An 18,882-nucleotide genomic window follows, 5' to 3' on the forward strand; every position below is an offset into this window, starting at 1 on the left:
AGTGTGGGGTTTCCCCATGTGAGAGTAGGTCATCGTCAAGATTCATTTCGCAAAACCCCTATCTGCGCGAGCAGGTAGGGGTTTTGTCTTTGTGCTTTTGGAAAGCCTGCACCCGCTCTCACCGCAAGACCGTAATTTTCTTGACGTCAGTTTCCCAGCTCTCATACGATTGCCAACACAATAATGGCAAAATGACATGCACAGGGAAGTGGCTCATGCAATTACATGGCCTCGCAGCGAGGTTGTGCCTTGCTTTGCGCAAAATCGGCACGCAACGTTCATCGGCCCCTGTGCGGGCGCACGACACTTTCTGCGGTATTCCCAAGCGCGCACTGGCGCTGCTGTTGGCCAATGTCATGTTCTGGCAGCCGCTATGGGCACAGGCTGAAGGTATTGCGGTCAGCGGGGCAGGCACTGGGCTTGCGCAGGCGGGTAATGGCGTGCCGATCGTCAATATCGCCGCACCGAATGCCGGTGGCCTCTCGCATAACCAATTTTCAGACTACAACGTTACGGCTCAAGGGCTGATTCTCAACAACGCCACTGCGCGCACCCAGAGCACCCAGCTCGGCGGGATCATTGTCGGCAACCCGAACCTCAATGGCCGTGCCGCCGATGTCATCCTCAACGAAGTCAACGGCGCCAACGCCAGCCAACTGCGTGGTTACACCGAGGTAGCGGGCAAGTCTGCGCACGTCATCGTCGCCAACCCCCATGGGATCAGTTGCGATGGTTGCGGCTTCATCAACACGCCCAGGGTCACGCTGAGCACCGGCAAGGCGGTGATCGAGAATGGCCAGCTTGGGCACTACCAGGTGGACCAGGGCGCGGTGTCCATTCAGGGAGCCGGGCTCAATGCAAGCAATGTCGACCAGTTCGAGATCATTACCCGGGCGACGCAGATCAATGCGCAGATCCAGGCGAAGAAGCTGGATATCGTGGCGGGCCGCAACGATGTCGATGCGCGAACCCTTGCCGCTACCGCACGGGCCAGCGATGCCAGCCAGGCACCCGCGCTTGCAATCGACTCTTCGGCATTGGGCGGCATGTATGCAAACACGATCAGCCTGGTTGCTACCGAGGCAGGTGTAGGGGTCAGGCTGGCAGGGGACATGATTGCCGGTGGCGATATACAGATCGATGCCAGCGGCAAATTGGACCTGGCCCAAACCTCTGCAAGCGGCACCTTGGCTGCCAAAGCACAGGGCGTCGATATTCAAGGCGCAGTGCATGCCGGCAAGGACATGGCGATCAGCAGCCGCAGTGACCTGCGCAACCAGCACAGCCTGGCTGCTGGCGGCAGTATTCGCCTGGACAGTACCGGCCGGGTGATCAACCAGGGCGTGGTCGAAGCGGGGGTGAACGCCGACAGCAGCCGTAACAGCCACGGCGACCTGCAGGTGAGTGCGCAGGCCGTCGACAACAACGGCCGGACATTGGCCGCTACGCGCGACATCAGCGTGAGCACCTCCGAGCTGATGAACCAGGGCGGTACTTTGAGCGCCGGGCGCGATGCCCGGATCGCCGCCGAGCACCTAGATAACCAGCAACATGGCCGTGTGCTCTCTGGCGCAGCGATGGCTATCGGCAGCCAGACCTTGCTCAACGGGCAGGGGGGCTTGCTCAGCAGCAGCGGCACCTTGAGCGTGCGCAGCGCAACCCTGGTCAACCGCAATGGCGAGTTGTCCGGGCTCGGCGAGGTGATCTTGCAAGTGGCCACGCTGGACAACGTTGCTGGCCTGGTTGCGGCCGGGCAATCCCTCGACCTGTACGCCACCGGGCTGGTCGACAACCGTGATGCCGGGAAGATCACCAGTAAACAGCAACTGAACGCTTCTATTGGCGCACTGGACCAACAGGGCGCTGGGCGCCTGCACAGTGACGATGGCCTGCGGCTCGACCTGCGCCATGGCCAACTGAGCAACCGAGGCGGTGTGATCAATGCCAGCGGCCAGCTGGCGTTGGAGCATCTCGGCGATGTAGACAACCGCCAGGGTGAGATTTCCAGCAACCGCGCCTTCACCGTAACCGCGACGAACTTCGACAATGGCACAGGCAAGCTGCTGAGTGACCAGGCGCTGACCTTGAGCATTGCGCGCACGCTGAGCAACAGCGCAGGCCTGGTGAGTGCCCAGGGCCTGTGGGTCGAGGCCGCCACCTTGTTCAACGCTGAGCAGGGCATGATTTCGAGCCAGGCAGGGTTGGATGTTCGCATCAGTGGCGTGCTGAACAACCATGATGGCAACCTGAGTGCCCAGGGCGACCTGCAGGTTGCAGCCGCCAGGCTGGACAACAGTGCCGGCCGGCTGCACGGCCAGGCAGGGCTGAGCCTGGATTTGAACCACGGCAGCTGGAACAACCAGGGTGGGCTGGTCACTGTGCCTGGCCAATTGCAGTTGCTCAACCTGGCTGCGGTGAATAACCAGGGGGGCGAGATATCCAGTTCGCGCAGCTTCGAGCTGCGCGCAGACACCCTCGACAACCGCAGTGGCAAGCTTGCAAGTGGTGGCAGCCTTGACGTCGTGGCCAGCGGCGGCATCGACAACGGGCACGGCACGCTTGCTGCGGGCCCGGCGCTGACGCTGACGGCGGCCAGCCTGGACAACCGTTTCGGCAGCCTTACCAGCAGCGCCGACATGGTCGCCACCCTGGCCGGCAACCTGCTCAACCAGAGCGGCCTGTTCAGCGCGGGTGGCAACCTGCAGCTAAACAGCGCACACCTGACCAATCATCATGGGCAGTTAACGGCCGCTGCCACCTTGCAACTGCGTGCCGGGCAGTTGGACAACAGCAATGCCGGGCGAGTCTTTGCCCGTGACATCCAGGCCGCTGTCACGGGCCTGGACCAGGTTGGGGGTGGCCAGTTCTACAGCCAGAACAGCCTGCTGCTGGACCTGAACCACGGCCTTCTGAACAACCGGGGAGGGTTGATCAACAGCCCAGGGCAACTGCTGCTGCACAACCTGAATGGGGTTGAAAACCAGGGTGGTGAGATTTCCAGCCAGCAGGCGTTCACCGTAGAGGCCACCAGCCTGAATAACACCGGCGGCAAGCTGCTGGCAGACCAGCAATTGACCTTGCGCATCGCCCGTGCCCTGGACAACACCCAGGGGCTGATCAAGGCCGCAGCGCTCGATAGCCACAGTGCGCAGGTGGTTAACCGTGAAGGCACCCTGGAGGCACGCGACAGCCTGGTTCTGGCGATTGAAGGTGAACTCGACAACCAGCAAGGTCGGGTACTTGGCAACCGCGTCGCGCTGACAAGTGCAACGCTGAACAATGACGGCGGCCTGGTTCAGGGCGACAAGGGCCTGGCGGTGGCTGTCTCGGGCAAGGCGAGCAACGTCAATGGGCAGTTGCTCGCCGGCCAGGCGGTGGATGTGGCCAGCGCCAGCCTCGACAACCGTCAGGGCCGCATTGCCAGTAACGGCACGCTGACCCTGGCCAATACCGGGCAACTGATCAATCAAGGGGGCGTGCTGGGCGCTGCAGGTGCACTGCATTTGACCTCCGCCAGCCTGGACAACCGGCAGGGTGAAATCAGCAGCCTCTCGGACCTCACCCTAAGCGGCGGACAACTGAACAATACCGGCGGCGGCCGTGTGTTGGCCAACGGCGACTTGAAGCTGACCCTGGCCCGGCTCGACAACCAGGCCAAGGGCGTTATCTCGGGCCAGCGCTCGGTCACGGTGGTTGCCGGGCAGTTGGACAACAGTGCCCAGGGCAGCCTATACGGCAAAAGCGGCCTGGTGTTGCTGCTGCGTGACGGCAACGGCGCCAGCGGGCAGTTGAACAACCGCGCAGGGACCCTGCGCAGCGATGCCGGCCTTGACCTCGACCTGATCAGCTTGAATAACGACAGCGGCAAGCTGAGCAGCGCAGGCACGTTGACGGTGACGGCCGGCCAGGGCGTGAGCAACCTGGGGGGCAGCGTTCTCGCTAGCGGTGCCCTGAGCCTGTCCAGCCTCAGCCTCGACAACAGCCAGGGGCTTATTGGCGCCGATGGGAAGGTACAGCTCACCACCGGTGGTTTCACCAACCAGGGCGGGCGCCTGACCAGTGCCGACCGCCTGAACCTGAATGCCGGGCAGGTGAACAATGTTGCTGGCCGGATTGCCAGTGACAAGGCCCTCACCGCCACCCTGGGTGGCCTCGACCAGCAAGGTGGGGGTGAGCTGTACAGCCGCAGTGCCCTGACCTTGGACCTGAACCATGGCCTGTTGAACAACAGTGGCGGCCTGATCAATACCGCTGGGCAATTGGAGCTGCGCAACCTGGAGGCGGTAATCAACAGGTCGGGTGAAATCTCCAGCGAGAAGAGCTTCAGCCTGGCTGCCGAGCATCTGGACAACAGAGAAGGCAACCTGCTCAGTGGTCAGGCCATCGCGCTGAGCATTCGCCAGGGGCTGCTCAACGTTGGCGGCCAGATTGCGGCCCATGGCCTGACGGCCCAGGCGCTTAGCCTGGATAACCGCAACGGCCTGTTCAGCAGCTCGGCCGACCTTGCACTGACGCTGGTGGGCGCGCTGCTCAACGAAGCGGGCGAGGTATCGGCTGCTGGTTCGAGTGTGGTCAGGGCGGCCAGCTTGGGCAACGGCAAAGGCCAGGTCATGAGCGATATCGCCCTTGACCTGGGCTTGAGCGCTGCGCTGTTCAACCAGGGCGGAACGCTGGGCGCCGGGCGTGAGCTGAAACTGACCGCCGCCAGCCTGGACAACAGCCAGCAGGGCAGCCTGGTCAGCGACGGCAGCCTGGCCGTCACGTCAGGCGGCCTGCTGGACAACCAGAACGGCGGCAGCGTGCTTGCCAAGGGCGTGATGACCTTGCTGGCCGAGGCCTTCGACAACCGTGGGGGGCGCTTTTCGGGGCAGAACTCCCTGACCCTGAACGGCGCTTTGCTGGACAACCGTGGCGGGGTGGTGCGCGCCAACCAGGCGATGCTGCTGCGTCTTTCGCAGCTCGACAACCGTGATGGCTTGCTCAGTGGCGCCGCCGCACTGGACCTTGGCGTCAAGGAACTGCGCAACCAGCAGGGCCTGGTAAGTGCTGGCGGTGTACTGCGCCTGCACGCTGACAGCGTGGCCAATGGCAAAGGACGCATCGCCAGCCAGGGCGACCTGCTGGCCACGGTGGGGGTGCTCGAACAGCAATCCGGTGAGTTGGTGGCCCAGGGTGAACTGACCCTTAGCGGCGATGAGCTGGACAACCGCAATGGCGGCCTGGTGGGCAGTGCACAGGCCCTGAAGATCGAGCTGAAGTCTGCAGACAACCGCAGTGGCGAAATCTCCAGCCAGCAACAGGTCAGCTTCAGCGCGGGGCAGTTGAACAACAGCACCGGCAAGGTGCTGGCCGGCACGCGCCTGGACATGACGGTGGCAAGCCTTATCAACCAGGCGCGCGGCCTCGTGTTCGCACAGGACATCAGTGTGACGGGCGGGCGCCTGGACAACACCCAAGGCACGTTGGCTGGCCAGCGTTCGGTACTACTTCGCCTTGCTGCGCAGCCGGCAGCGCAGCTCGATGGGGCGCTGCTCAATGGGCAAGGCACGCTCAGCAGCGAAGGCACCCTGAGCCTGAGCGGCGAGCAGCTGGATAACCGGGGGGGGCGTATTTCCAGTGCTGGCCTGCTGACACTCAATGGCACACGTGGTGTGCTCAACCAGGGCGGTGTGGTCGAGAGTGCACAGGGCCTGGCGATCACCAGTGCCACTCTGGACAACAGCGAACAAGGCCTGATCAAGAGCCAGGGCAACGCCCAGCTCGACACCGGGCATTTCGACAATTGGCTGGGGGGCCGGGTAATCAGCAGTGCAGGCATGAGCCTCACTACTGGCCAGCTAAACAACGGTGGCCGTATTGCCAGCAACGGCGCGCTCGATGCCCGCGTGACTGGCCTGCTGCAGAAGCAGGGCGAGCTGTTCAGCAACACTCAGCTCACCCTTGACCTCAATCAGGGTGAGCTGAACAACGGTGGCCTGATAAACGCCCCGCTGTTGATGCTGAAAAACCTGAACGCCGTTGCCAACCAGGGCGGCGAGATCTCCAGCCAGAACGCCTTCAGCCTCGCCGCGCGCAGTTTTGACAACAGCAGCGGCAAGTTGGTCAGCAACCAGGGCTTGACCCTGCGCATTGAACAGCTGCTGAACAACAGCCAAGGGCGCATCAGTGCCGCCAGCCTGGACCTGACCAGCCTGCGCCTGGACAACCGCGATGGCCTTGTCAGCAGCCGGGGCAGCCTGACGCTGAATGCCAGCCAAGCCTTGCACAACCACCATGGCGCGCTGATTGCCGATGGCCTGCTCAACGTGACCAGCGCCAGCCTCGACAACCGCGACGGCGAGGTGGCAGGCAAGGCGCTGGTCGAGCTGGATGCCGCCGCCATCGACAACCAGAACGGCAAACTGATCGGCACCGACCGCATGACGGTGACCTCCAATAACCTGGACAACCGTGGCGGGCTGCTGGGCGCCACAAAAGCGCTGAAACTCGATATCGACGCCCTAGACAACCGAGGCGGCGAGCTCACCAGCAACAGCGATGTCAGCGTGAGCGGGCTGCACCTCAACAACAGCGACGGCGGCGTGGTATTCGCTGCGGGCACCCTGAGCCTTGCCGTGCAACGCGTGATCAACAACACCCTTGGCCAGTTGAGCGGGCAGGGCGTGGACCTGGCCGGTGCGAGCCTGGACAACAGCGGCGGTGCCATTCATGCGCAACAGCCCCTGGTGCTGGCCCTCAGTGGCACGCTGGACAACCGCCAGGGCACCCTGAGCAGCGAGTCGAAGCTGGCCATCACGGCAGCCGGTGTGGATAACAGCAAGGGCACCTTGAGCAGCGCAGCGGGGCTGTCTGTAACCACCAGTGCCGCGCTGAACAACGGCGGCGGCGAGGTGGTGAGCGACGGTAGCGTGCTGCTGCGCAGCGCCAGCCTGAGTAACGACCAGGGCAGCATCAGCGCCAAGGGTGCGCTTGGCCTGGTGACGGGAGCCTTGAGCAACCACGGTGGCCGCCTCGACAGCGCGCAGACCCTCGACCTCACGGCCGGGCAACTGAGCAACGGCGGCAGCATCGGCAGCCTCAAAGCCCTGACGGCCAGCGTGACTGGCCTTGACCAGCAGGGCGGCAAGCTGTTCAGCGAGGCCGCCCTTAGCCTTGACCTCAATGGCGGCCGCCTGGACAACCAGGGCGGCTTGATTCACAGCGCCGGGCCATTGCAGCTGAACAACCTCGTCGAGGTCAGCAACCGCTCTGGGGAGGTCTCCAGCACCCAGGCGTTCACCCTGAATGCGCGCAACCTGGACAACGAAAACGGTCGCGTGCTCGCAAGCCAGGGCCTGAACCTGGTGATCGCGCAGGCGTTGAGCAACATCAAGGGCCTGATCGGCGCCGCCGACCTGCATATTGGTGCGGGCACGGTGGACAACCGCACGGGCCAGCTCAGCAGCCGAGGCGATCTGCACCTGAGCAGCAACGCGTTGTTCGACAACCGCGAGCAAGGCCTGGTGAGCGCAGCGGGCCTGCTGCGCCTGAACTCGGGGGCGCTGTACAACCAGGGTGGCAGCCTGCTGGGTAGCGCGGACATGGCCTTGGTTACACAGGCCCTGAACAACAGCGCCTCAGGCCTGATCAACAGCCAGGGCCGCCTTGACCTGACGGCCAGCAGCCTGGACAGCAGCGGCGGTGAAGTGTCTGCCGTTGGTCACCTGAACCTGGATACCGGTGCGTTGGTGGTGAACAACGGGCGCATCCTCGGCGAGCAAGGGGTCAGCCTGGACCTCAACGGCCATGACCTGCACAACCGCGCCGGCTTGATCCGCGCTGGCGGGGCGCTGGTGTTGAAGCGCGTGGGCACGTTCGACAACGGGGGCGGCGAGGCCTCTGGCGGGCTGGATGTGACGCTTGCCGCCCGCCAACTGGACAACAGCAGCGGCAAACTGATGGCTGTGCAGCGCCTGCTGCTCGACGCTGCCAGCGTCAACAACCAGCGTGGCTTGTTGTCGGGCTGGCAGGGCCTGACCCTGCAGGGCACCAGCCTCGACAACCGTAACCAAGGCACGTTGTCCAGCCGCAGCGGCGCGCTGGATGTGCAGTTGGCTGGCGCATTGCTCAACAGCGCGGACGGCGCCCTGGTGAGCCAGGGCCAGCTGAAAATCGCTGCCGCGAGCCTGGATAACAGCGCTGGCCTGCTTTCCAGTGGCCAGGCGATGCAACTGAACATCGCAAGCCTGGGCAACCAGGGCGGCAGCATCGATGCCCAGCAGTTGCTGACGGTAAACAGCAACGACCTGGACAACAGCGGCGGGCGCATCGCCGGCAACGCCAGCCTGGTTCTAGACCTGCGCGGCACCTTGAGCAACGCAGGCGGCACGCTGGTAAGCGCCGATGCCATGCTGCTGCGCCAGGCGCTGCACGTCAGTAACCACGGCGGCAAGATCGTCAGCCGGGCGGCAATGGAGCTCAATGCCGGCAGCCTCGACAATGGCCAGCTTGGCACCCTTGCAGCCAGGGACCAGGTCAAGGTCAGCGTCAGTTCGGTGCTGCGCAACAACGCCCAGGGTTTGATCTACAGCGAAAGTGCCGATGTTCGCCTGCAGGCCGCCGAGCTTGCGAACCAGCAAGGGGAAGTGCAAGGGCACAGCGAGCTGGTGCTTGATGTTCAGGGTGGCCTGGACAACCGTGGCGGCAAGCTGTTGGCCCAGGCCGGCAACCTGCTGGTGCAACGTGCGGGCAGCCTCGCCAATCAAGGGGGCCTGCTGGCCAGTGCCGGTGGGCTGGCGAACATCACGGTCAGCGGGCTTCTGGACAACACCCGCGACCTCGCCACTGGCAAGGGGGGCGTGGTGCAGGGCCAGCAGTTGCTGCTGGTTGCCGGTAGTGTCGATAACAGCGGTGGGCGCGTTGCCGCGCAAACGGGCGATGCACGCGTGCGCAGTGGTGATTTCATCAACACCGGCGGCGGCCTGTACGGCAAAGGCCTGGTACGGCTCGACGGCCAGGGGCTGAACAACAGCTCAGGGCAGGTGGCCGGTGGGCGCGTCGAGCTGGCGCTGGGTGGTGAGCTCGACAACCGCTCCGGCATTATCGAAAGCGACAGCCTGTTGCTGGTATCGGCGGCAGCGGTGAACAACCAGAGCGGCCAACTACGTGCCCTGGGGGCGACGGGCAAGAGTGACCTGCAGATTCGGGGCGGTTTCGACAACCGCTACGGCCGGCTGGAGATCGGCAACACCGACTTCACCCTGAACACGGCAAACCTGAGCAACCTCAATGGCTCGGTGCTGCATGGCGGTGTGGGGACCTTCGATGTGTCCACCGCCAACATCACCAACAGTGGTGGCAACCTGGTCACCCGCGGTGGCCTGACCCTGACCGCCGCCAGTTGGAGCAACAGCAGCGTGATCCAGGCCGGGCGCCTGACGGTCAATGTCGGCGAGCTGACCCAGACCGCAAGCGGGCAGTTGCTGGCGTCCGAAAGCTTTACCGGCAGCGGCGGCAACTGGTCGACAGCGGGGTTGATCGCCAGTGATGGCCGCTTCGACCTGACCCTGACCGGCAGCCTGAACGCCACTGGCCGGGCCAGCAGCCTCGGAGTGATGAACCTCAACCTTGGGCAGCTTAACCTGGCAGCCTCCGGCAGCCTGGCGGCAGGTGACAACGCCACGCTCAACATGGGCGGCTTGCTCAGCAACAGCGGACGCCTGACCTCTGCCGCCAACCTCACCATCAATGCGGGTGGCATCAGCAACTATGGCTCGCTGGGCAGTGCCCAGGCCCTGACCGCCACCACCACGAACCTGCTGAACCAAGGTGGGTTCATCTATAGCGGCGCCGACATGGCGCTGTATGCGCAAAGCCTGTCGAACAACCAAGGCGATATCTACAGCCTGGGTGCGATCCGCGTGGCCAGGGACGCGCAGGGCGCGCGGGCGACGCTGCTGGAAAACATCTCCGGCACGCTCGAAAGCGTTGGCGATTTCAGCATTGCGGCCACAACCGTCAGCAACAAGCGGCTGGACTTCGACCTGACGCCGACGCTGCAGTCTGGCTACATCGGTGTGCGTTGCTACAGCTGCGCCAGCTACATGGATGGCAGTGTGCCGATTTCGCCCTCGTCGCACCTGGTGTGGGCGCAAAGCTATACCTTTGAGGCGCTTGGGCAGGTCGCGAAACAGGCCAGCCTGGTGGCGGGCAGGCACCTTTCTGTTACCAGCGATACCTTCAGCAACGCCAACTCCACGGTATCTGCCGCTGGCAACATCGACATCACCACCGGCACGTTCTCCAACACCGGAACCTCGCTCAACGGCTACACGGAACTGAAGTACATCGACGTTGGCACACCCGGCGGCGGGCTGTGGAAAAGCATCTTCAAGTACAACGCCGAGAACGACCCCGGCTACAACGGCGGTATCCGTTTCTGGAACGCTGGCGGTGCCGAGTCGATGGCGTCCATTACCTCGGGAAGCCGGCCTATCGGCAAAGGTGAAACCCGTTCGTGGCTCAACTTCGCCAGCATGCGCCTGGACACCAGCCGAGACGCCGGTAAAACCAACTACAAGTCCTGGGACTTCATTGTGCCGGCCAACTACGCCAGTGGCCGGGTAAACAGCGCGCCGGCCGTTATCCAGGGCACCAACGCGTTCCTTAACAAACGCGTCGAGAATGCCGGCTCCAACTACCTGCCCTCGGTGGTTGAAGCAGGAGGCAGCGTCGCCATCAGTGCCGCCAGCAAGATCACCAATGGTGTCGAACGCGCCCACAGCCCAAGCGCTGCTGGGGCTGCCCGCGCCCTGGACACCAGGGTAACCGGCAATGCACCGGTTATCGTGCTGAACCGGCAACTACCTGCGAACCTGGCCCAGCAGCAGCTCAACCCCTTGAGCCTGCCTGGCTTCACCCTGCCCACCCAGCAGAACGGCCTGTTCCGCCTGAGCGACCAGGCGGCCAGCGCAGGCCCGGCCGCACAGGGCGACAGCAGCACCCGTAACTGGGCGCTTGGCGGTGCGAGCATCGAGCTTGCACAACGCGAGCAGCCGGTACCCGGCACCGCCCCACGGGCCCTTGAGGCCGGCGCTTTCACGCCGCTCACAGCCGGCACTCACCAGGTGGCCGTTGCCGCGCGGGAAGCGGGTGCCCTGGATGGCAATGGCCGTGCTATCACGGTGTCTGGCGTGGGCAATGTCGACAACGGCACTTGGCAACCGGGCCGCAGCAGCGCGGGCCCGATCACCCAAAGCGAAACCGTCGGCACCCCGCTGACACCTGAAAATGGCACCGGCTCGGTCAGCGCGACAGGCAATGGCGCCGGCACTGTCGGTGGCCGAGACACGCACATCGGCATCAGTCGGCCCGAGTCACCGGTGCAGTTGGGTGAAGCGCCGGTGGTCGTGCCGGCCAATGAGCGTTCAGGCGTGCCCAGTGTCGATGAGCGCACGGCCAAGGTCACCTCCCCGGGCAGCATCACCCCAACCGGCACGGCAACGCAGTTCATCGAACGTGTTCAAGGCCTGCCGGAGCGTACACGGCCTTCCCAGGCACACAAGTACCTGGTGGAAACCAACCCGTTGCTGACCGACCTCAAGCAGTTCATGAGTTCCGACTACCTGCTGGCGGGCTTGGGCTACAACCCGGACGAAAGCGCCAAGCGCCTGGGTGATGGTTTCTACGAACAACGCCTGATCCAGCAAGCAGTGGTGGCCGCGACCGGCCAGCGTTTCATTGCCGGCCAGAACAGCGACGAGGCGATGTTCAAGTACCTGATGGACAACGCCATCGCCAGCAAGCAGCAACTGGGCCTGGCCGTGGGCGTGGGCCTGACTGCCGAGCAGGTAGCGGCGCTGACCCACGACATCGTCTGGTTGGAAGAGGTGATGGTGGATGGCCAAAAGGTGCTGGTGCCTGTGGTGTACCTGGCCCATGCCAATGACCGGCTGGCGCCTAATGGGGCGTTGGTGGCTGGGCGCGACGTCAAGCTGATTGCCGGTGAGAACCTCGCCAACGTCGGCACCCTGCGGGCCAGCAACAACCTTTCGGCCAGCGCCGGCAACGACATTGTCAACGCCGGGCTGATCCAGGCCGGCAACCGTGTCGACCTGCTGGCGGGCAACGGCATCATCAACAAGGCCGGTGGCATCATTGCCGGGCGTGACGTCAATCTCACCACGGTGCTCGGTGATGTCGTCAACGAGCGTACGGTGACCAGCCACGTAACCGACAGTGCGCGCTTGTACCAGCGCACCGACTACGTCGACAGCGCCGCGCGTATCGAGGCTGCCAACGACATGAGCATCCACGCCGGGCGTGACGTACTCAGTGAGGGGGGTGTGCTGAAGAGCGGGCGTGACACCTCGCTTGAGGCTGGGCGGGATATCCTGCTGGGCTCGGCTGAGGCTACGGATGCTGCTGCCTACGGGCGCACCAAGACCCAGACGGTTGAGCAGAACGGCTCAAGCGTGACCGCCGGCAGGGATTTCACCGCGCAGGCGGGCCGAAACCTCACCGCCGTGGCGAGCCAGATCGATGCACAGCGGGATATCGACATATCGGCGGTAGGTGACGTGACCTTGGTGTCGGCGGCCGATGAGCAGCATGCGTCCTATACCTCGAAAAAACTCAAGACCCAGGAAGACCACGTTCGCCAGGTGGGCTCTGAGTTCAGCGCAGGCCGTGACATTGCCATTAGCGCTGGCGAAGACCTGGCCTTGAGCGCCAGCCGTGTCAGCGCAGGCGACGAGGCTTACCTGGTAGCTGGCGGCAAGCTGGCCTTGCTGGCCGCCGAAGACAGCGACTACTCGCTGTACGACAAAAAGAAAAAGGGCAGTTTCGGCAGCAAGTACATCAAGCGTGACGAAGTGACCCGGGTGACCAACGTGGGCAGCACAATCACCACGGGAGGTGATTTGACGTTGGCCAGCGGGGACGACCAGCGTTACCAGATGGCCAAGCTTGAGAGCGGCGCAGACCTCACGATCGACAGTGGTGGCAGCATCACCTTCGAGGCCGCCAAGGACCTGCACCAGGAAAGCCACGTCAAGAGCAAGAACAGCCTTGCCTGGACCAGTGCCAAGGGCAAGGGCAACACCGATGAAACCCTGCGCCAGAGCCAATTGGTGGCCCAAGGCGACATACTGATCAAGGCCGTGGATGGCTTGAATATCGACATCCGCAAGCTTGACCAGAAAACCGTGAGCCAGGCCATCGATTCGATGGTTGCCGCCGACCCGAAACTGGCGTGGCTCAAAGACGCCGAACAACGTGGCGATGTTAACTGGCGCCAGGTCGAAGAGCTGCACGAATCGTTCAAGTACAGCCAGTCCGGCCTTGGCCAAGGTGCAATTCTGGCCATCATGATCATCGTCACGGCATTGACGGCAGGCGCCGCCAGCGGTGCGATCGGTTCTGCCGCCGGGGCTACCGCAGGCTCTGGCTCGGCCATGGCGGCCGGTACTGCAGCCACCGCGACCACGGCAGCGACCTCGGCAGGCTGGGCCAACCTGGCGCTGACCACCGTAGCGACCTCGGCAGCCAGCAGCGCGACCATCAGCACCATCAACAACCGCGGCGACCTGGGGGCGGTGTTCAAGGACATCACCTCCAGCGACAGCCTCAAAAACCTCGCGGCGGCGGGTATCAGCGGCGGGGTGGGGGGGTATTTCACCGACGCATCGCTCACTACCCAATTGGGCGCACGCCTGGCCGTCAGTTCGGCGCTCAAGACCGTGGTCAGTGGCGGCAAGTTCATCGATAACGTGGGCGAGTCGGCCCTGGGCCTGGCGACAGACGCCCTGACCGGCGCCATCTACAACCAGGTCGGCAGCAGCCTGGTTGGCACAGGCCTGCCAACCCGAGTTGCCGTGCATGCCATTGTTGGCGGGTTGATCGGCGAGCTGGCCGGAGGCGACTTCGCGACCTCGGCGCTGGCGGCCGGGGCCAATAAAGCGCTTATCCAGGCCTACGGTGAGCAACTGTTCCCCGGCATGGCGCACGACCAACTGCTGGCCATGACCTCGCAGTTGCTGGGCATGACCGTCGCGGCGGTGGCAGGGGGCAGTGACAAAGACCAGCAGGTGGCCGGCTGGTTGGCCCAGCAAGCCACGGTGAACAACTACCTCAAGCACGAAGAGGTGGACAAGTTCGCCGACGAGTTGGTGGGGTGCCGAGGCGCTGAGAACCCCGGGGCCTGCCGCACGGATGTGCTCAACAAGTATGAAGGCATCCGGGTCAGTAAGACCGGCGCCTGGTTCGAGGGGTGCAAAGCGAGCGGCGAAGCCAATTGCAGCAAGCAGTACACCGAAGTGAAGGCTGGCTCTGATGCATTGGACCTGTTGGCAGCCGGCCCGTCGCTCACCAAGGAAGAGCGGGCGTTGGTGGCGATCATTCAGGACCGCCATTATGACGAAGAGCGCCAGGCGCAGTACTTCTGGTACCAGACGTTCATGGCGGAGTCTGGGGCGGCGGGAGTCGTCGCGGGCATGGCAGGGCGGGGAGGTAGTAAGCCCAAACCGAGAGATGACTCGGATGCCTATGCCAAGTGGTGGTCTGACCTTGCCCAGCCCAAGAACCTGACAGATCTTGAAGCGAGGGCATGGTACTTGTCCAAAGAGGCAGAAATCCCTAGCCGCATCAACAAAAGCCTGCCTCTAGAGGCTCAAGCAAAACAGGCATTTGAGATACGTAACGACCTGAGGAGCACCGCGAGGAGTTATATGAAAAACCGGACGAAGGCGGCGTCCTTGGAAAGGACTGAGCCCAACAGGACATGGTCGGAGATCGTGAACAAGTACTCGTCGGAAGGGCTTACAGGAGATGCCTTGTGGCTTAAGATCATCGAGAAGTCACAGGCATCTCGCGCGACTGTCAACAAAGGGTTAGGTCTTTGATATGGCTAGGTTTTCAGAGTCGGATAATGGGTACAGTCATTTTGTTTTCTTCAGTGAGTATGAAGAAGAGGACTTTGATGCGTTTGTTGAGCATGTGTTGGCCGCGTTGAACGTTCGCGAGATGGGGCGTGAGGAGGGGCCGTATTCCACGTTGGTCATGACGGAGTACCAAGGGCATAAGCTGGTGCTGACGAGTGGTTCGTTTGAAGGGTGTTTCATATCAATGGATCAGGGAGTGGCTTGGTTGGCGAAGGAAATCATCGAGCGGGTATGACTTGGGTGCGCTAGGGCATCATTTTCCCGCAGCCAATCGCGCAGCCTGCCGCCACGAAAGGCTGCCCCACGATTTATGCATGGCCCGCATGCAAACGTGAACCTGGAAACGATTGGATGAAATCCTTTGACGAGGCGCTGGAGTGCGAGCACAACCCGCAACTGAGCTTCCGCAACACAGCGGGTATTCATCAGGCGATCCGAATCATCAGCCGGCTGGCCAGCGAGCAGTTCGCCAAGCTGGAGGCGATGAAGGAGGAGGGGGAAAGGTGATGGCGTGCTGCCGTTGAGGCACTGAATCCCAGGCATAAAAAAAGACGCCCTAGGGCGTCTTCTTCTTCGGATTTGGTGGAGCCGGGGGGATTTGAACCCCCGTCCGCCAGTACTCCGCTGTCGGTACTACATGCTTAGCCGTGTCTACTGATTTAATCCGCAGCCGCCCGACGGGCAGGGTGCTTTGGATGAGTTGGGTAAGTTTTAGTCGCTTCGCCCCCAACGTGCTGCACGACGATCCTGTTCTGTATGACAATCATTTCGGGTTTACAGGCATCCCCTGATGATTGCTGGACCCGAAGGTACCAGGAGTGCATGTCAGCTGCAATTAAGCAGCGAGAGCAGCACCGTATTGGTCGTCATTGGCAACTATAGAAAGTTGCAACAGTGGATTTACGAGTTCTGTTACCAACTCGGCATGCACCTAGAGTTTCGCTACCGGCGTCGAATCCTAATCGGCCCCACACTCAGCTCTAGCTGAACGTGCCTTTCAGCACGCAAGGGCGAGTATACGCGCTTACGCGGGCGACGTCGACAGAAGGTTCGGCCGCCCGCGTGCGCGCAGGGCCTAGGTGCCGCTGCCACCGGCCGAGCCGCTGCCTTTCTCGGTCTTTTCCAGGCGCTCGAGCACTTTGCTGGTGATGGCGATGCATTCCTTGGTATCGCCTTTCGCCTGGGCGGCCTTGGCCTGGTCCACGTGCTCGGTGATGGCCTTGTCCAGGCCTTCTGAGGTGGCGCCGGCGGTGGCCATGCTGTCGTCGATCTTCTGCAGGTTCATTGCGCACAGGTCGTCGGCGGCGAATACAGGCGAGGCCAGCAGGGTGGCGGCCGCGAACAGGGCGGATAGCGCAGTACCTTTCATGGGAGTCTCCTCGTGAGGCCTCGGGAAGGTGGGCCTGATCGGTGGACTGCGTGGGTTTGGGCGGGGTTCAATCGGGTTCGTCGCCCTTGCATCGCGGGGCAAGCCCGCTCCCACGCCTTGCGCTTGCGGGGCTTTGGCACGCGCAAATAAAAAGCCCCGGCACGGGGCCGGGGCTCTTTCATCACGCTAACGCGATCACTCCTGGTTGGCCAGTTTGTGCTCGAGGTAGTGGATGTTGACGCCGCCTTTGCAGAAACCTTCATCACGCACCAGGTCGCGGTGCAGCGGGATGTTGGTCTTGATGCCGTCGACGACGATCTCGTCCAGGGCATTGCGCATGCGCGCCATGGCTTCGTCGCGGTCCTTGCCGTAGGTGATCAGCTTGCCGATCAACGAATCGTAGTTCGGCGGAACCGAGTAGCCGCTGTACAGGTGCGAATCGACGCGCACGCCGTTGCCGCCCGGGGCGTGGAAGTGCTTCACCTTGCCTGGGCTCGGGATGAACTTCTTCGGGTCTTCGGCGTTGATCCGGCACTCCAGCGAGTGGCCGCGAATCACCACGTCTTCCTGGCGGAACGACAGCTTGTTGCCAGCGGCGATGCTGAGCATCTCCTTGACGATGTCGATACCGGTGACCATTTCCGAAACCGGGTGCTCCACCTGAACACGGGTGTTCATCTCGATGAAGTAGAAGCGGCCGTTCTCGTACAGGAACTCGAAGGTACCGGCACCGCGGTAGCCGATCTCGATGCACGCGTCGACGCAACGCTTGAAGACTTCCTGGCGGGCCTTCTCGTCGATGCCCGGGGCCGGCGCTTCTTCCAGTACTTTCTGGTGACGGCGCTGCAGCGAGCAGTCACGGTCGCCCAGGTGCACGGCGTTGCCCTGGCCGTCGGACAGGACCTGCACTTCCACGTGGCGTGGGTTGGTCAGGAACTTCTCCAGGTAGACCATCGGGTTGCCGAACGCGGCACCGGCTTCGGTGCGGGTCAGCTTGGCCGATTCGATCAGGTCTTCTTCCTTGTGCACCACGCGCATGCCGCGACCACCACCGCCACCGGCGGCCTTGATGATCACCGGGTAACCCACCTCGCGGGCGATCGCCAGCGCGGTTTCCGGGTCTTCCGGCAGCGGGCCGTCGGAGCCCGGCACGGTCGGCACGCCCGACTTGATCATCGCGTCCTTGGCCGACACCTTGTCGCCCATCAGGCGGATGGTATCGGCTTTCGGGCCGATGAAGATGTAGCCGGAGTTTTCCACCTGCTCGGCGAAATCGGCGTTTTCCGCGAGGAAGCCGTAGCCCGGGTGGATGGCGGTGGCACCTGTCACTTCGGCGGCGGCGATGATCGCCGGGATGTGCAGGTAGGATTCCTTGGACGATGCCGGGCCGATGCAGACCGATTCGTCTGCCAGGCCCAGGTGCATCAGTTCACGGTCGGCCGTGGAGTGCACGGCGACGGTCTTGATGCCCAGCTCTTTGCAGGCACGCAGGATCCGCAGGGCAATTTCCCCGCGGTTGGCGATCAGAACTTTTTCGAGCTTCCCAGACATCGTTGGCTCTCCGCGAATCAAACGATGGTGAACAGCGGCTGGTCGAACTCAACCGGCTGGCCGTCTTCTACCAGGATGGCGTCGATCACACCGCCGATATCGGATTCGATGTGGTTCATCATCTTCATGGCTTCGACGATGCACAGGGTGTCGCCTTTCTTCACGGCCTGGCCGACTTCTGCGTAGTTCGGCGAAGTTGGCGAAGGCTTGCGGTAGAAGGTGCCGACCATCGGCGAACGCACCACGGTGCCTTTCAGGGCAGGTGCGGCGGCAGCGGCTTCAGCGGCCGGGGCGGCAGCGGCGGCAACCGGGGCGGCGGCAGGCGCGGCGGCCATTGGCGCGGGTGCGTAGAACTGCTGGGCGGCTGGGGTCTTGCTGTGACGGCTGATGCGAACGGACTCTTCGCCTTCCTTGATCTCCAGTTCGTCGATGCCGGACTCTTCCAGCAGTTCGATCAGCTTTTTGACTTTACGGATATCCATTAATCAGCAACTCCCAAGGTTCGGTCGGGGGACGTATTTTAAAACGTGTCGAAAACGTTTCTTCATGAGCCTCGGCCCGAAAGGGCCAAGGCCTTGTGTCATCAGGGCTGTGCGTTGGCAGCCAGGTGTTCCAGCGCGGACTCCAGGGCCAACCGGTAACCGGTGGCTCCGAGGCCGCAGATCACCCCTACGGCAACATCCGAAAAGTAGGAGTGGTGACGGAACGGCTCGCGTTTGTGCACGTTGGAAAGGTGCACTTCGATGAATGGGATGCTCACCGCGAGCAATGCGTCACGTAATGCGACGCTGGTGTGGGTGAAAGCGGCCGGATTGATCAGGATGAAGTCCACGCCTTCGTTGCGCGCGGCATGGATGCGGTCGATCAATTCGTACTCGGCATTGCTCTGCAGGTATTGCAGATGGTGGCCGGCGGCGCGGGCGCGCTGCTCCAGGTCCTGATTGATCTGGGCCAGGGTGGCGGCGCCGTAGTGCCCCGGTTCGCGGGTCCCGAGCAGGTTCAGGTTGGGGCCGTGCAGCACCAGTAGGGTTGCCATCTGCGATT

The 18,882-nt window shown here is 63.1% G+C and carries 7 protein-coding genes and 1 other RNA gene; 3 read left to right on the plus strand and 5 right to left on the minus strand.

From position 1 onward, the window contains the following. Positions 1 to 215: 215 nt before the first annotated feature. The 3 genes from DFS21_RS24780 to DFS21_RS26695 all read left to right on the plus strand — a co-directional run bounded on the left by DFS21_RS24780 (position 216) and on the right by DFS21_RS26695 (position 15,425). Complete coding sequence (locus tag DFS21_RS24780) at positions 216 to 14,879, plus strand: filamentous hemagglutinin N-terminal domain-containing protein (RefSeq protein ID WP_371926943.1); 14,664 nt, start codon at positions 216 to 218, stop codon at positions 14,877 to 14,879. Position 14,880: 1 nt separating this feature from the next. Further along, complete coding sequence (locus tag DFS21_RS24785; protein WP_111533334.1) at positions 14,881 to 15,153, plus strand: hypothetical protein; 273 nt, start codon at positions 14,881 to 14,883, stop codon at positions 15,151 to 15,153. A gap of 71 nt (positions 15,154 to 15,224) precedes the next feature. Continuing rightward, positions 15,225 to 15,425, plus strand: a complete 201-nt coding sequence (locus DFS21_RS26695) for a hypothetical protein (protein ID WP_371926948.1) — start codon at positions 15,225 to 15,227, stop codon at positions 15,423 to 15,425. A gap of 73 nt (positions 15,426 to 15,498) precedes the next feature. On the opposite strand, the gene ssrA is transcribed toward DFS21_RS26695, so the two are convergent. The 5 genes from ssrA to aroQ all read right to left on the minus strand — a co-directional run bounded on the left by ssrA (position 15,499) and on the right by aroQ (position 18,874). Beyond that, positions 15,499 to 15,888: a transfer-messenger RNA gene (gene ssrA / locus DFS21_RS24790) on the minus strand. Positions 15,889 to 15,993: 105 nt separating this feature from the next. Further along, a complete protein-coding gene (locus DFS21_RS24795; RefSeq protein WP_023631557.1) occupies positions 15,994 to 16,287 on the minus strand; it encodes a hypothetical protein in 294 nt (97 codons plus the stop codon). A 195-nt stretch (positions 16,288 to 16,482) separates the two neighbouring features. Further along, on the minus strand, positions 16,483 to 17,838 hold the full coding sequence (gene accC / locus DFS21_RS24800) for an acetyl-CoA carboxylase biotin carboxylase subunit (RefSeq protein WP_102684478.1): 1,356 nt from the start codon (positions 17,836 to 17,838) through the stop codon (positions 16,483 to 16,485). A gap of 17 nt (positions 17,839 to 17,855) precedes the next feature. Continuing rightward, positions 17,856 to 18,320: an acetyl-CoA carboxylase biotin carboxyl carrier protein gene (gene accB / locus DFS21_RS24805; protein ID WP_046854115.1), complete on the minus strand. Its 465-nt coding sequence runs from the start codon at positions 18,318 to 18,320 to the stop codon at positions 17,856 to 17,858. Positions 18,321 to 18,421: 101 nt separating this feature from the next. Further along, complete coding sequence (gene aroQ / locus DFS21_RS24810) at positions 18,422 to 18,874, minus strand: type II 3-dehydroquinate dehydratase (RefSeq protein WP_011535870.1); 453 nt, start codon at positions 18,872 to 18,874, stop codon at positions 18,422 to 18,424. Positions 18,875 to 18,882: the final 8 nt, after the last annotated feature.

This window comes from Pseudomonas sp. 2848, from assembly GCF_003253945.1.
In the GTDB taxonomy this organism is placed as follows: Bacteria; Pseudomonadota; Gammaproteobacteria; order Pseudomonadales; family Pseudomonadaceae; genus Aquipseudomonas.

Coding starts and splice junctions, on each gene's coding strand:
- DFS21_RS24780 (WP_371926943.1), top strand. CDS start 216: ATGCAATTACATGGCCTCGCAGCGAGGTTGTGCCTTGCTTTGCGCAAA.
- DFS21_RS24785 (WP_111533334.1), top strand. CDS start 14,881: ATGGCTAGGTTTTCAGAGTCGGATAATGGGTACAGTCATTTTGTTTTC.
- DFS21_RS24795 (WP_023631557.1), bottom strand. CDS start 16,287: ATGAAAGGTACTGCGCTATCCGCCCTGTTCGCGGCCGCCACCCTGCTG.
- accC (WP_102684478.1), bottom strand. CDS start 17,838: ATGTCTGGGAAGCTCGAAAAAGTTCTGATCGCCAACCGCGGGGAAATT.
- accB (WP_046854115.1), bottom strand. CDS start 18,320: ATGGATATCCGTAAAGTCAAAAAGCTGATCGAACTGCTGGAAGAGTCC.
- aroQ (WP_011535870.1), bottom strand. CDS start 18,874: ATGGCAACCCTACTGGTGCTGCACGGCCCCAACCTGAACCTGCTCGGG.